We start from the raw sequence: 15180 nt of genomic DNA on the forward strand, positions 1-15180 counted from the left end.
GCGCCCCCGGACGGCGATCCCCCTCGGCGCCCACGGTCGAGCGCCCGGGGGGCGGCGCCCGCCGGTCAGCGTTCGTAGAGCGCGGCCGTGCGGGCGGCGGCGTCGGCGACCAGGGCGCGCAGCTCGGCGGGCGCCAGTACCTCGGCCTCCGGGCCGAAGCGCAGCACCTGCGTGTAGGCCACCTCCACCGACTCCACGGCCAGCCGCACGGTCCCGTCGGGCCGGAGCGAGGCCAGCGCGTCGTCCAGGGCGGCGGGGTCGGCGACGTACCGCAGCATGCGCCGGCCCGCCGGGGTCAGCCGCAACGTGATCACGTCCCTCAGCAGGGAGCGGCTGAACTCGGCCGCCTGCCCGGCCCAGAACGCGGCCAGGTCGAAGCCGGCCGCCCGCTCGAAGCGCGGCTCGCGCGCCCGGACGTCGCCCATCCGGTCCACCCGGAAGATCAGGAACCGCTCGCCCAGACGGGCCACCAGGTACCAGGCGCCCGCCTTCAGCACCAGCCCGTACGGGTCCAGCTCCCGCGTGCGCTCCTTGTAGACCACCGTGACCGGCAGGTCGTTCCACACGGCCCTGGCCAGCGGCGCCAGGGCCGGGGGCGGCGGCACGTCGGCGGCGTACCAGCCGGGCGCGTCCAGGTGGAAACGCTGCGCGGCCGTGGCGGGCGCGTCGCGCAGCGAGGGGGACAGCGCCGCGGCGGCCTTGAGCCGGGCCGTCGCGGCCACCTCCTGCAACCCCATCTCGCGCAGCGCCGCGGGCACCCCCGACAGGAACAGCGCCTCGGCCTCGGCCCGGTCCAGCCCGGTCAGCCGGGTGCGGTAGCCGTCCAGCAGCCGGTAGCCGCCGCCGCGCCCCCGGTCGGCGTAGACCGGCACGCCCGCCTCCGACAGCGCCAGCACGTCCCGGTGCACCGTGCGCTCGGAGACCTCCAGCTCCTTGGCCAGCTCGGCCGCCGTCATCCCGCCCCTGGCCTGCAACAGCAGGACCAGCGACATCAGCCGCGCGGCGCGCACAGCGGCAGCACCACGGCCGAGGGACGGGCGGGGGAGTGGAACACCTCGACGTCGGCGGGCGTCATCGGGCCGCCCGCCGCGCCCACCGGCTCGCCGGTGCCCGGGTTGCGGGCGATCGTCGGGTACGCGCCGGCCGCCACGTGCACCCGGATCCGGTGGTCGCGGCGGAACCGGTGCCCGATCGGCCACAACTCCACCCGTACGCGGCGCACGCCGTCGCCGTCCCCGTCGCCGGTTGCCCGCGGGCCCAGCCGCCGCACCCCCTCGCACAGGTTGAGCGAGCGGCCGTCGGGGTGCACGTCGCACACCCGGACCACCACGTCCACGTACGGCGTGCTGGAGCGGACGTACACGTCGGCGTGCACCGGGCCGATCATCTCCACGTCCGACTCCAGCGCCGCCGAGCTGTAGACCAGCACGTCGCGCCGGGCCTCCAGACGCCGCTGGTCGCGCGGCCTGGAGTCGGCCAGCAGCACGGGCCCGCCGATCGCCGGCGTGGGATGGGCGGGGTGGTAGCGGAACCGGTCGGTCCCGGCCTCCTCCGGCTCCCGCGTGGCCAGCCCACCGCCGGACCGCAGGTGCCAGCGCTGCTCCCGCATGCCCGGCACCGGCCAGTCGGGGTAGTCGCGCCACTCGCCGGCCCCGGTGACGAAGAGCCGCACCGGGTCCGGGCGCAGACCGGACGGGTCACCCATCAGGTGCGCGCGGAACCAGGCCAGCGCCTCGGCCTTCGAGGGCCGCCCGTGCCGGGAGTCGACGTGGTACCAGGGCCCGATCGTCAGGTACGGCCGCCGCCCGGCCGCCCGCATCGCCGCGTAGTCCTTGAGCTGCCAGGGCAGGAAGACGTCGTACCAGCCGCCGAGCATGGTGACCGCCGCCTCCACCTCGCCGACCTTGGGGGAGAAGTCCCGCTTGTGCCAGTACGGCACGGCCGGATCGGCGTGGTGGGCCAGCAGGTCCTGGAAGAACCGCAGCGGCCGGCCCGCCGAGGCCACGTCCAGCTCGGCCACCGGCCGCCCCGACAACACGGCCCGGCGGGTCACCCTGGGGGCGGTCAGCATCGCGGCCCCGCCGACGAAGCGGCGCGTCATGGTGTCGGTCAGCGTGGTCCAGCTCAGCGTCGACTCCAGCGCGAACGCGCCGCCCACGTACGCGGCGTCCCTGAACTGGGAGGCGGTGATCTGCGTGGCCATGGCCTTGAGCTCGGGCCCGGCCTCGGCGGCGACGGCCCACTGGGCGTAACCGAGGTAGGAGGGGCCGAACATGGCGAACGAGCCGCCGTACCAGGGCTGCTCGCGCAGCCAGGAGATGGTGGCCAGGCCGTCGTCGTGCTCGTCGCCGAGCGGGTCGAGGCTGCCGCCGGAGCCGAAGCCGCCCCGGCAGCTCTGGATCAGCACGTGGAAGCCGTTCCTGGCGAAGCCGCGGCCGTACATCCAGCCGAACAGGCCGCGCCGGCCGTAGGGCGAGCGGATCAGCACCGCCGGGGCCGGCCGGCCGTGAGCCGGGGCGTAGTGGTCGGCCAGCAGCGTCACACCGTCGGGCATCGGGACGGGGATGTCCCGCCGGAGCCGCACGCGTCTCATGTCATAACCAGTAACAGATGGGGCCGGATAGGCGGTAGCCGGGGGTTACGGTCGCGTAAGGAGAATCTCCTTGGCAAACTATCCGGTCATGGGACGAATCACCTCGTATGTCGCCCTAGGGGACAGCTTCACCGAAGGACTGGAAGACCCGGCCGAGTACGGCTTCCGCGGCTGGGCCGACCGGCTGGCCGAGCACATCGCGGCCGACAACGCAGAGTCCGGCAACCTCGGGGCCCGGCAGCCCGGCCTGCGGTACGCCAACCTCGCCGTCCGCGGCCGGCTGATCGACCAGATCGTGGCGGAGCAGGTGCCGAAGGCGGTCGAGCTGGGCGCCGACCTGGTCTCGCTGTGCGCCGGGGGCAACGACATCCTGCGGCCGGGCAGCGGGCCCGCGTCCGTGGCCAGGCGGCTGGAACAGGGCGTCAGGACGCTCACCGAGGCGGGCAGCCGGGTGCTCATGTTCACCGGCTTCGACCTGCGGCACGTGCCGGTGATGCGGCTGGCGCACTCCAAGATCGAGGTCTACAACCTGCACATCCACGACATCGCCCGCCGCTACGACGCGCTGCTGGTCGACCTGTGGCCGATGCCGGTCCTGCGCGACCCGCGCGCCTGGAACGCCGACCGCCTGCACCTCAGCCCCGACGGCCACCGCCGGGTGGCGCTGCGGGCCGCCGAGGTGCTCGGCGTGCCGGTGGGCGAGGACTGGCGCGAGGCGTACCCGGTCAGGCGGCCGCCGGTCTGGACGGCCGCCCGCCGCGAGGACCTGCGCTGGGCCAGGACCTACCTCGGCCCGTGGATCGGCAGGCGCATCAACCGGCGCTCCTCGGGCGACGGGGTCCTCCCCAAGCGCCCCGACCTCGCCCCACTGACGACCGCCGACCACTGACCACTGATCAGGGACGCCCGGCCGAGCCGCCTGAGCGCGGAGACCCGGGGACCCGCCGCACCAGGGACGGCGGGACCCCGGGCGGTCACGGGAGCGCCTTGTCCGGGCGCTCGGAGACGCGCACGCCGCTGACCAGCGTGGCCCCCTGCCGGGCGGCGAAGCGCACGTTGAGCTGACCGTCGGTCACCTTCACCGTGTACTGCCTGGCCACCGCCGTGTACGTGCCCGCCTCCAGCGCCAGGTCCAGCGCCGGGATCGCGAGCTGCCCCTCGACCAGCACGTCGAAGACCCGCTTGCCCATCTGCGTGCTCTTCACCTCGGCGAAGTCCAGCTCCACCGTGTACGTCCCGGCGGGCACGCCGTCGAACCGGTACTCCAGCATGCCCTCCCTGGCCGTCCTGAACAGCTCCTGGTCGGCGGTGCCCGCGATGGTCCTGGACGTGCTCGCCGTCTTGGTCGAGGTCGCCACGTAGCCGTACCCGCCCTGGGCGTAGCGGCGGTCGGGCGTCCAGGCGTCGCCGTCGGCGTCGGTCAGCGCCTTCGAGCCGCCGGCGTCGACGGCCACCTGGAACTTGGGCACCACCACGGTCACCTTGATCTCGATGGCCGGCTGCCGCCCGCTGGCGGACTTGACGACCAGCTTGCCGGTACGCGTCCCGCCGGGCGTCACCCCGGCGCCGGAGACCGTCACCTTCAGCGTCGCCTTCTGGCCCTTGGCCAGCTCGCCCGCCTGCGGCGTGACCGACATCCAGGCGGCGTCGCCGGTCACCGTGTAGGCGGTGGGCGAGCCCAGGTTCGTCAGCTCCAGCGTCCGCGTCCGGGTCGCCCCGGCCGGCATGACCGCGGTCACCTCGGCGGCCGAGGCGCTCACCCGTCCGGTGACCAGAGCGGTGTCGATCCTGGTCAGCGTGCCGGGCGTGACCGTGACGGGCTTGGTGAAGGTCCCGTAGTTCTCCTTGGCCACCACCACGTCGTGGTCGCCCGCCGGGACCTGCCCGAAGAACGACCCGTCCGCGCCGGTCGTGAACGACGCCGCGTCGCCCAGCTTCACCGACGCCCCGGCCAGCGGCTCGCCGTCGTTGGCGTCGGTGACCACGCCGGTCACCAGGCCGTGCCGGCTCGCGGTGAACGTCACGCCCCGGCCGGTGGACAGCGCGGCCTCCTCGTAGGAGTACAGCAGCGCGTCGGTGCCGGCGGCGTTCTCGATGCCGACCGTGGCGCTGGAGCCCTGGTCGCGCTCGCTCTCGATGTCCTTGTACCGGAAGGAGACCGACCCGTCCTCGCCGAGCAGCGCCGCGAACGACACCCGCTCGCCGGCCTCGCTGTAGAAGGTGACGTTGCGCCACTCCACGACGTACTGGCGGTGCGGGGACGTGCCCACCACGCCGGTGTAGACGCCCGCCTCGGCGTCCACCTTCAGGTCGTCCCAGTACGGGTAGACCGCGTGGTTCGGCGTGCCGGTGCCCGGCAGGCGGCTGTTGCTGCCCGTGGTAACCCGGTCGGCGGCGAAGGTGACGAACCCGTTCGTGCTGATCCACGCCCTGGCCTGCCCGGCGCCGTAGAACGGGATCGCGAACGGCAGCGTCACCTGCACGGCCTCGTCGTCGCCGGTCAGCGCCAGCTTCTCGGTCCCGGCCACGTACGGCTGCGCCGCCGCCCGGCAGGTGTAGCCGAAGCCGTCGCCGCGCAGCGGCAGCTCGACGTCCCTGACCACGTCGCCGTCCACGGCCACCTGCGCGCTCGCCCCGCTGGAGCAGCGCGAGACCGGCGTGACCGTCAGCGTGTACGTCCCGCGCGGCAGCGTCATCGTGTACCGGCCGGAGGTGTCGGTGACCGCGCTCACCGGCGTGCCGCCGGCGGTCACGGTCGCGCCGGGCTCGGGGGCGCCGGCCGTGGTGACCGTGCCGGACAGTGTGCCGGACGGCTGCCGGGTGAGCGTCACGTCCCCGGTGGTGACCTGCTCGGCGGTGACGGTCGCGGTGGCGGTCCCGCGGTCGTAGCCGAACTTCGCGGCCGTGATCGTGTACTCGCCGGGCAGCAGGCGCGGGATCGTGTACGTGCCGTCCTGGCCGGTGACGACCGTGCGCGCGAGCGGCCCGGTGACCTGGAGCGTCACGCCCGGCACCGGCTCGCCGGCCGCCGTGACCGTGCCGCGCAGCTCGCCCAGCCCCTCGTCCGGGGCGGCCTGGACGGCGGCGTAGGCGTCCAGCCGGCCCTCGCCCCAGACGTTGTTGTCGGCCGCGGTGCCGCCGCAGCTCGTGTCGGCCACGTCGATCGCCGTGCGGTCCAGCAGCGGCCGGGTGGCGGCCACGTCGCCCTGCAATCGGGGCGCGGCCGACCAGATCAGCGCCACCGTGGCCGCCACGTGCGGCGAGGCCATCGAGGTGCCGGTGTAGGAGTCGTAGCCGCCGCCCGGGACCGAGGAGCGCACGTTCACCGCCGGGGCCGCGATGTTCGGCTTGATCTCGCCGTCCTGGCCCTCGCCCTTGCTCGACCTGCTGTACAGCGCGTTGTTGACGTCGAAGCCGCCCGCGCTGTAGCTGATCGCGTACTGGCCGGGCGAGCCGCTGGTCCGGCAGGCCGGGCCCTCGTTGCCGTTGGCGAAGGCGGGGAAGATGCCGGCGGCCACCCATGCCTGGACGGTCTCGACGTACCAGGGGTCGAACCCGTTGCCGCCCCAGGAGTTGTTGACGATGTCCGGCGCGAGGTCGGGCCGCGGGTTGCCGCCGGCGAGGTCGGTCGGGGCCAGCACCCACTGGCCCGCGGCCAGCAGCGAGGCGTCCGTGCAGGTGTTGACCTCGCAGCCCTTGGCGGCGATCCAGCGCACGCCGGGCGCCACGCCGATGCCGTTCGCGCCCGCCATCGTGCCCATGACGTGCGTGCCGTGGCCGTTGTTGTCGCAGGGCGCGGCCGACGGGCAGATGCGCGCCGGGTCGAACCAGTTGTAGTCGTGGGTGTAGGAGCCGTCGGGGTTCCTGCCCCGGTAGCTCGCGGCCAGGTCCGGGTGGTCGTACTGGACGCCGGAGTCGATAGAGGCGACCACGATGCCCTCGCCCCGGTCGCCCAGCTCGCTCCACACGCGCGGGGCACCGATCCGGTCGATGTTCCACTCGACCGCGCCCGCCTTGGCCTCGGCCCGGCCGGGCGCGGGCTTGGGCAGCGAGACGACGGTGACCGGGTCGATCCGGTCCACCTCGGGCAGTTCGCTGATCGCCGCGGCCAGCTTGGCGTCCGCGGTCACCCGTACGGCGTCGACGATCCAGTACGAGGTGTAGTCGGCCTTCTGGGAGTCCAGCAGCTTGACCAGTCCGGCCTGCGAGGTCTTCGCCCGCTCGGTCTTGGCCTCGTAGACCAGCTCGGCCTTGGCCCGCTTGGTGGCGGCCCGGCGGGCGGCGGCCAGGTCGGCGCTGCCCTTCATCCGGACCCAGAAGGTGGCCTTGCCGTCCTGGTCCAGGTCGGCCCGGACGGCCTGGGAGATCTTGCCGGGTTCGGGCGCCGCGTGCGCCGGGGCCTGGGGGACGGCCAGGGCGGCGGCGGTGACGATCCCGGTCAGGATCGCACGCCAGGTGAGGGTGTTGCGCACGTGCTCTCCTTCACGACGTTCACGACGGTGAGGAAGAGGTGATCTTTCCGCCTCTGTCGAGAAGGGTGAAGAGATCCTGTCGGGAAAGCAAGGGCGCTGATCCTAACAAGCTCGGAAAAATCCCGAAATGTAATGTGGTCAGCTGAAGTGTCGCCACATCGGCCAGGTGGTGGACCACGGCTGCCGGGGGTCGCGGCACAACCACACCGGCATGCCCTGCTCCTCGTTGTCGACGTCCACGCCGTTGTCCACGCGCGCCTTCTCCTCGCAGGAGCCGAACAGCGCGCGGGCTCCTCGCAGGAGCCGAACAGCGCGCGGGCCCGGCCGCCCGCGTTCACCAGGATCGCCACGGTCCCGTCGTCCGGCGGCGGGCCGTACTCCCAGAGCTGGTTCTGGCCGGAGTACACGCGGGTCAGGCCCGCCCGGTCGAGAGCGCCGTACTCGCCGTAGTTGCCCGTGACGACCACCGCGCGGGCCCGTTCGTCCGGCGGCAGCGCCCGCAGCACGCCGCCGACGGCGGCGGCGAAGCCCGGCCAGCCGACCGACTCGCGGGCCACCTCGTTGATCGCCGGCACCGGCGTGCCGGCGAGCTCGCCCACCGGCACGAGCGGCAGCGCCAGCACCGCCGAGGCCAGCGCGTTGACCGCGAGGAAACCCCACGCCGCGCGCACCCACCCGGCCCGCGCCCGCGACACGCTCACGCACCCGGCCGCGAACAGCGCCACGATCAGCCCCGCGGTGTAGTCGAAGCGGCCGCCGCTGACCAGCGTCAGCACCGCCGTCACCGGATAGGCCACCGCCACCGCCCGCCCCCGCCGGTCGCGCCACAGCCGGACGAACCCCAGCGCCGCGATCACCGACACCACCGGCCCGAACAGCGTGAGCTGCATCGGCACGAACATCACCCGCATCTCGGCGCCCTTGTCCGCGCTGAGCGCGGCGGCCATCGTGAGCTGCGGCCAGCCGTGCGTGGCCTGGTAGAGCAGGTTCGGCGCGGCCAGCACGGCGGCCACCAGCGCCCCGGCCCACAACCACGGGCTCCCCAGCGCCCGCCGCGGCCCGGCGATCAGCAGGCCCGCCGCCAGGCCCAGCACCAGCAGCACGATGAGGTGCTTGTTGTAGGTGGCCAGCCCGATCACCGCGCCCGCCGCGAGCCACCAGCGCGGCTGCCCGCGCAGCAACGCCCTGAGCGCGAACAGGATCGCCGCCGTCCACAGCGGCAGGTCGAAGCTGACCGTCAGCAGCGTGTGCGCCGCGATCAGCGTGTACGCCCCGGTCGCCGCGCCCACGGCGGCCATCGTCTGGGCGAGCCGGTCGCCGCCCAGTTCCCGCGCCACCAGGGCCACCAGCACGACCACGACCGCCGCGGCCAGCGCGGGGAACACCCGCAGCGCCGTCACCGTGTCGCCGAACAGCCCGAGCGCGGCCTTGGCCAGCATCGGCGTCAGCGGCGGCTGGTCGACGTACCCCCAGGCCGGATGGCCGGCCAGGATCCGGAAGTACAGCTCGTCGCGGTGGTAGCCGTACCACGGGCTCAGCGCGAGCGCCGCCCCGGCGGTCAGCACCGCGGTCACCGTCACCGGACGCCACGCCCAGGGCCGCTCCATGAACGCAGAGGCTAGGTCCTTCCTCTCGATCTGTCACTGCCCGAGCGGGATGTCGCGTTGCGCGATCTTGGTCAGGCGGTTAACCTGTGGGCATGCGAAATCGCCCTCAGATCCAGTGGTGGCGCCGCTCCTAGGCGGCGCGTTTTTCGCATTCCTCTCAAAGGACGGCCGCCCCGGATGGCGGCCTTTCTCGTGTCCGCCCCCGGGGCCTCATGATGTGACGTGGTAAGGGGCAGCAAGTGGAGAGCAGCGGATATACCACCGCCGGGGGCGTCGGCGTCGAGCGTGAGGCACGCGATGTCTCCGAGGAGGCGCTGGAAGAGATCGTGACCGCGCTCGGCGAGCGGCGCGGCGGCGCCTTCTCGTCGGGCATGGACTACCCGGGCCGCTACAGCCGATGGGCCTTCGGCTACGTCGACCCCTGCCTGGAACTGGTCGCCAAGGGCCGGGTCATCTCGGCGACGGCGCTCAACGAGCGCGGCAGGGTCGTGCTGCCCGCCGTGGCCTCCTGCCTGCTCGCCGCGGGCAAGCCGGTCAGCGAGCCGACGCCCGACCGCGTCGAGGTGCACGTCCCGGAGTCGGAGGACCTGCTGCCGGAGGAGATGCGCAGCCGCCGGCCCACCGTCTTCACCGCGATCCGCGAGGTCATCGCCGCCTTCGCCGGCGACGACCCCCACCTGGGCCTCTACGGCTCCTTCGGCTACGACCTGGCCTTCCAGTTCGAGCCCATCCGGCAGGAGCTGGCCCGTCCCGACGACCAGCGCGACCTGGTGCTCCACCTGCCCGACCGGATCGTCGTCATCGACCGGCAGCGCGAGACCAGCGTCGAATACCGCTACGAGTTCACCGTCGACGGCGCCACCACCCGCGGCCTTGAGCGCACCGGCTCCTCCGTCCCGCAGGTCGTCCCCGGCGAGCTGCCGAAGGACCCCGAGCGCGGCGAGTACGCCAAGGTCGTGGCCGCGGCCAAGGAGCGGTTCAAGCGCGGCGACCTGTTCGAGGTCGTGCCCGGCCAGGTCTTCCACGCCGTCTGCACCGACCCGTCGGCCTTCTACCGCGGCCTGCGCAACAGCAACCCGGCGCCGTACGAGTTCATCATCAGCCTCGGCGACGGCGAGCACCTGGTGGGCGCCTCGCCGGAGATGTACGTCCGGGTCAACGGCGACCGCGTCGAGACCTGCCCCATCTCCGGCACCATCGCCCGCGGCAGCAACCCGGTCGAGGACGCCGAGGCCATCCGCACCCTCCTGAGCAGCGTCAAGGAGGAGTCGGAGCTGACCATGTGCACCGACGTCGACCGCAACGACAAGTCGCGCATCTGCGTCCCCGGCACGGTCAGGGTCATCGGCCGCCGCCAGATCGAGCTCTACTCGCGCCTGATCCACACCGTCGACCACATCGAGGGCCGCCTGCGCCCCGAGTTCGACGCCCTCGACGCCTTCCTCACCCACATGTGGGCCGTCACCGTCACCGGCGCCCCCAAGACGTGGGCCATGCAGTTCATCGAGGACCACGAGGCCACCACCCGCCGCTGGTACGGCGGCGCCATCGGCTTCATCGGCTTCGACGGCTCCATGAACACCGGCCTGACCCTGCGCACCGCCCAGATCAAGAACGGCGTGGCCACCGTCAGGGCCGGGGCGACCCTGCTGTTCGACTCCGACCCCGAGGCCGAGGAGCGCGAGACCGAGCTCAAGGCCAGTGCCCTGCTCGGCGCCCTGGCCGCGGTCAACCAGCCCGACGCCGTCCCGCCCACCGTGGTCAGGGAGCAGCCGGGCGCGGGCATGAAGGTGCTGCTCGTCGACCACGAGGACTCCTTCGTCAACACCCTGGCCGACTACTTCCGCCAGGAGGGGGCCGACGTGGTGACGCTGCGCCACGGCTTCCCGGCCCAGACCATCGACGACGTGGCGCCCGACCTGGTCGTGCTCTCGCCCGGCCCCGGCTGGCCGTCCGACTTCGGCATGGCGGCGCTCATCGACGAGATCTACGCCCGCGACCTGCCCGTCTTCGGCGTGTGCCTGGGCCTGCAGGCCATGGTCGAGCACGCCGGCGGCGCGCTGGAGCTGCTCGACTACCCCGAGCACGGCAAGCGCGGCCAGGTCACCCGGCTCGGCGGCAGCGCGCTGCTGGACGGGCTGCCCGACGAGTTCACCGCGGCCCGCTACCACTCGCTGCACGCCAAGCGGCCCGGCGTGGTCGGCTTCACCCCGACCGCGCTCACGCCCGACGGCAACGTCATGGCCATCGAGGACGTCGAGCGGCGGCGCTTCGCCGTGCAGTTCCACCCGGAGTCGATCCTCACCCAGGAGGGCGGCGCGGGCGCGAAGATCATCGCGAACGTGCTGCGCCTCACCCGGCGCTGACCCGGCCGGTTCGTCTGGGAACGGGCAGGGTGTTCCTGTCGTAGGTTAAAACGTCCACGGGGGCGTGCGGAGCTCCCCTAGAGTCTCCGCATGCTCCCCGTAGCCCTGCCCGACACGGTGCGTGACGCGCTGCTCGCCCCGCTCGTCGACCACCACTGCCACGGGGTGCACCGGGACGACCTGACCCGCGCCCGGTTCGAGCCGCTGATCAACGCCGGCGGCGCGGCGGCCCCGCCCGGCACCACGCACTTCGACTCGCCGTTCGGCATGGGCCTGCGCCGCTGGTGCGCGCCGCTGCTCGACCTGGAGCCGCACGCGCCCCCGGCGGTCTACCTCGCCCGCCGGGCCGAGCTGGGCGCCGGCGAGGTCAACCGGCGCCTGCTGGCCGGGGCCGGCGTGGTGGCGTTCCTGGTGGACACCGGCGACGAGGACATGGATCTGCTGTCGGCGGCCGAGATGGGCCGCCACGGCGGCGCCGCCGCCGACGAGATCGTGCGGATCGAGCAGATCGAGCAGGACGTCGCCGAGTCGGCGCAGATCGCCGTCGACTATCTCGACGGCCTGGCCGAGGAGCTGTCGGCCAGGGCCGCAAGGGCGGTCGGGCTCAAGACGGTCATCGCCGCGCGCTGCGGGCTCGACCTCGACCCGGCCAGGCCGAGCACCGGCTCGGTCATCGCCGCCGCCAACCGCCGCCTGTCGGACCCCAAGCGCACGCTGACCGACCCGGTGCTGCTGCGCCACCTGCTGTGGAGCGCGATCGACGTGGCCCGCGAGCGGGGGCTGCCGGTGCAGTTCCAGGCCGGGTTCGGCGGGCGCGGCCCCGGCCTGCACCGTACGGACCCGGCCAGGCTCAGCGCCCTCATGGACGCGCTGCAACCCCTCGGCGTGCCGGTCATCCTGCTCCACTGCTACCCCTACCACCGCACCGCCGCCTACCTGGCGGGCGTCTACCCGCACGTCTACGTCGACGTCGGCCTGGCCCTGCCGCACACGGCCGCCGCCTCGGCCCGCGTCATGGACGAGCTGCTGGAGCTGGCGCCCTTCCACAAGCAGTTGTTCAGCTCCGACTGCCACGGCGTGGCCGAGACCGGCTACCTCGGCGCGCTGTACTACCGGCAGGCGCTGGGCGCGGCCCTGCTGGCGAGGCTGGAGGCGGGGGAGTGGAGCCCGTCCGACGCGGCCAGGGTCGCCCACATGATCGGCTCGGGCAACGCCCGCCGGGTGTACCGGCTCTGACCTCGCTCACAGCGGAATGGGCCGGCACGCCGACGCCGACACAAAAAGTCATTAATTCACAATATTTCCTTCGCTAATCGGAAATTTACATTTCCGGTAATCAAATTGTGATTTGTCTGTTTGTCAATATTGCTGTGATGATCGAGGACGCCAGACCCCCTACGCCACACCTGGAGGTGTCGTGTCCTGGCGTCCCTTCGTTCTCACGGCCGCGGCTCTGTCGCTCGCGCTGGCCGTCCCCGGTGTCGCGGCGGCCGATGATCCGCCGCAGCCGCAGGTCGAGTCCCGGGCCGGCACCCGGGCCCCCGCCGAGGTGAGCGGGCTGGCCGAGCCCGCCGCCGCCGGAGACCCCGTCGCCGCGGCCAAGACCCACCTGGCCGACCCGCGCTACCACCTCGACCCCGCCGACCTGGTGCCGCTGCGCACGGTCGTGAACGGCCAGGACGAGACCGTCAGGTTCGCCCAGCGCTACCGGAACCTGCCCGTCCTCGGCGCCCAGTACCTGGTGCGCTTCCGCACGGACGGCGCAAGCCGCGAGGTGACCGGCGCCGGCGGCCGCTTCCTCACCGAGCTCGACGTGAACCCCACGCCCACGGTCACCCCCGCGCTGGCGGCCAAGCTGGCCCGCTCCCGGCTCGTCCGCGACGACCAGGTGCGCGGCACGATCAAGGCCACGCCCGGCGAACTGCTCGTGGTCCCGCGCGGCAAGGGCGTGCTGGCCTGGCACGTCACGCTCTCCGGCGCCGACGCGGTCAAGAAGCGGCCCGTCCTGCTGGACGCGTACGTGGACGCCCACTCGGGGCAGCCGCTGTTCGCCCTGGACCGGCTGCGCATGGAGGGCCCGGCGGCCGGCAGCGGGCAGACCGCGCACGGCAAGAACGTCCCGCTCAACGCCTACCAGCGGGCCGACGGCGCCTACGAGCTGCGCGACCGCGCCCGCCCGATGTGGAACGGCACCACCGGCGAGATCCTCACCTACGACGCCGCCGGCGCCGACGTCCAGGACTTCCTCGACCCCGGCGTGCCGGCGGGCACCGAGCTCGCCAAGTCGCCCACGCCCGCCTTCGGCCCCGAGCACACCGAGAGCGGCGCCGTGGACGCCCAGTGGGGCGCGGGCAAGGTCTACGAGTTCTACAAGTCGCTCGGCCGTGACGGGCTCGACGGCAAGGGCGGCACCATGTACTCGGTGGTGAACGTCACCTACTACGGCGGCCCGTTCGAGAACGCCTTCTGGGACGGCACCAAGATGGTCTACGGCGGCGGCGGCGCCGACCTGCACTCCTTCGCCGCCAGCCTCGACGTCGTCGGCCACGAGATGACCCACGGCGTCATCACCCACAGCGCCGACCTGGTCTACCAGGGCCAGTCGGGCGCGATGAACGAGGGCCTGGCCGACTACTTCGGCAACGCCATCCAGACGAGCGCGCTCGGCATCCCCATGAGCGACCCGGACGCCAGCCTGCTCGGCGAGGACCTGTGCAAGAGCCTCCCGCCCGTCCAGTGCGCCACCCGCGACCTCGACGACGACCGGAACGCCGCCGAGGACTACCTCGGCGTCACCGTCGCCGGTGACGCCGGCGGCGTGCACCTCAACTCCACGATCTTCTCCGGCGCGCTGTGGGACGCCAGGGAGAAGCTCGGCGCCGGCTTCGACAAGGTCGTCTACAAGGCGCTGACCGAGTACATGACCCCGCTCGACGACTTCGCCGACGGCCGCCGCGCCGTCGAGTCGGCCGCCCGCGCCGCCGGGCTGCCCGCGCGTGACCGGCTCGCGATCGCGCTGGCCTTCGAGCGGCACGGCATCAGGCCCGGCTGGGAGCGGCTGATCCGCACCGACAGCCGCGTCGTCATCGACGGGCTCACCGACGCCATCGACCCGCCCGCCCTGGCCGGCGACCGGTACGTCGTCACCGACAACACCCCCGAGGCGAGCGGCCCGACCTCCATCCGGACCGGACGCGTCAGCGGCGGCCGCGCCACCGTCGTGTCCGACGACGGCCGCTGGGACTGGACGCCCACCACCGACGGCAGGCGCGCGGTCTGGGTCGCCCTCGACCCCGCGGCGGGCGTCATGCAGATCCGCAGCCGCCCGCTGGACGCCTCGGCGCCCTCCACCGTCCTGCACGAGAGCACCGGCTACGTCTACTCCGTCGTGGTCTCCGGTGACGCCGTGGCCTGGTCCGGCGAGGACCCGGCGACCGGCGAGACCGAGCTGTGGCTCAAGCGCGGGAACGCCGCCCCGGTCAACCTCACCGCGGACAAGGGCGTGGGCGGGTACATGCCGTCCGTCAGCGGCGGCAGGCTCGTCTACGTCCGGGTGAGCTTCGGCACCGGCGGCACGCACAGCACGCCCGTCGTGCACGACCTGGCGACCGGCAACGAGGTCGTGGTGCCCGAGGTGCCGCCGACCCGCACGATCCCGTCGATGTCGATCTACCCGGCGCTGACCGCCAAGCACGTCGTCTGGCTCTACGACGCCGACCGCGACGGCCGCATGGGCATCATGCGCGCCGCCCTGGACGGCACCGGCAGCACGCCGGTCGTGGCGGACGGGCCGCAGGCGCCGTATCCGAACTGGCTCGACGCGAGCGAGTCGCGGGTGACCGTCGGCGTGCAGCCGGGCGGGACCACGCTGGAGAACGCGAACCTGCCCAAGATCTACCAGGTGGCGGTCACCGGCGGAGCCCTGGAGCGCTACTCCTGCAACCGGGGTGAGCAGTCGCTGTTCGCCGCCGGCTCGGCGGGCCGCGTCCTGTGGATCGACGGGACCGCCGGCGACACCGACCTCGTGACTCGCGACAGGCCCGCACACCGCTGCTGACCTGCCACGGGTGTCCGCTCGGCGCCCGCCGTGCCTCCGGAGGGGGACGGCGGGCGCCGAGTCGCGCGCAGCCCCGCGAGCTGGT

The 15180-nt window shown here is 73.4% G+C and carries 8 protein-coding genes; 4 read left to right on the top strand and 4 right to left on the bottom strand.

Features of this window, described 5'->3' with window-relative positions; translation table 11 throughout:
- Positions 1-65 precede the first annotated feature (65 nt).
- Together ABZ815_RS32840 and ABZ815_RS32845 are read right to left on the bottom strand one after the other, a co-directional pair.
- On the bottom strand, positions 66-1010 hold the full coding sequence (locus ABZ815_RS32840) for a WYL domain-containing protein (protein WP_357704808.1): 945 nt from the start codon (positions 1008-1010) through the stop codon (positions 66-68).
- Positions 992-2593: a CocE/NonD family hydrolase gene (locus ABZ815_RS32845; RefSeq protein WP_357704810.1), complete on the bottom strand. Its 1602-nt coding sequence runs from the start codon at positions 2591-2593 to the stop codon at positions 992-994. Before ABZ815_RS32845 ends, ABZ815_RS32840 begins: the two co-directional genes overlap by 19 nt.
- Positions 2594-2681: 88 nt before the next feature.
- Here ABZ815_RS32845 and ABZ815_RS32850 point away from each other — a divergent pair, with 88 nt between their 5' ends.
- Positions 2682-3482, top strand: a complete 801-nt coding sequence (locus tag ABZ815_RS32850; protein ID WP_357704812.1) for an SGNH/GDSL hydrolase family protein — start codon at positions 2682-2684, stop codon at positions 3480-3482.
- Positions 3483-3567: 85 nt separating this feature from the next.
- On the opposite strand, the gene ABZ815_RS32855 is transcribed toward ABZ815_RS32850, so the two are convergent.
- Positions 3568-7065, bottom strand: coding sequence for a S8 family serine peptidase (locus ABZ815_RS32855; RefSeq protein ID WP_357704814.1), 3498 nt, complete (start codon positions 7063-7065; stop codon positions 3568-3570).
- Positions 7032-8672, bottom strand: a complete 1641-nt coding sequence (locus ABZ815_RS32860) for a glycosyltransferase family 39 protein (protein WP_357704816.1) — start codon at positions 8670-8672, stop codon at positions 7032-7034. The genes ABZ815_RS32855 and ABZ815_RS32860 overlap by 34 nt, the downstream gene beginning before the upstream one ends.
- A gap of 239 nt (positions 8673-8911) precedes the next feature.
- Between ABZ815_RS32860 and ABZ815_RS32865 the strand changes: the two genes are divergently transcribed.
- From ABZ815_RS32865 to ABZ815_RS32875, 3 genes are all read left to right on the top strand, one after another.
- Positions 8912-11038, top strand: a complete 2127-nt coding sequence (locus ABZ815_RS32865; protein ID WP_357704818.1) for an anthranilate synthase component I — start codon at positions 8912-8914, stop codon at positions 11036-11038.
- Positions 11039-11128: 90 nt separating this feature from the next.
- A complete protein-coding gene (locus ABZ815_RS32870; protein WP_357704820.1) occupies positions 11129-12274 on the top strand; it encodes an amidohydrolase family protein in 1146 nt (381 codons plus the stop codon).
- Between the two features lie 181 nt (positions 12275-12455).
- Positions 12456-15095 carry a M4 family metallopeptidase gene (locus tag ABZ815_RS32875; RefSeq protein WP_357704822.1) on the top strand — a complete coding sequence of 880 codons (2640 nt, stop codon included), beginning with the start codon at positions 12456-12458 and terminating at the stop codon, positions 15093-15095.
- The last annotated feature ends 85 nt before the right edge of the window (positions 15096-15180 follow it).

Source organism: Nonomuraea sp. NPDC047529 (genome assembly GCF_040642995.1).
Classification (GTDB): Bacteria; Actinomycetota; Actinomycetes; order Streptosporangiales; family Streptosporangiaceae; genus Nonomuraea.

Coding starts and splice junctions, on each gene's coding strand:
- ABZ815_RS32845 (WP_357704810.1), bottom strand. CDS start 2,593: ATGAGACGCGTGCGGCTCCGGCGGGACATCCCCGTCCCGATGCCCGAC.
- ABZ815_RS32870 (WP_357704820.1), top strand. CDS start 11,129: ATGCTCCCCGTAGCCCTGCCCGACACGGTGCGTGACGCGCTGCTCGCC.
- ABZ815_RS32850 (WP_357704812.1), top strand. CDS start 2,682: ATGGGACGAATCACCTCGTATGTCGCCCTAGGGGACAGCTTCACCGAA.
- ABZ815_RS32860 (WP_357704816.1), bottom strand. CDS start 8,672: ATGGAGCGGCCCTGGGCGTGGCGTCCGGTGACGGTGACCGCGGTGCTG.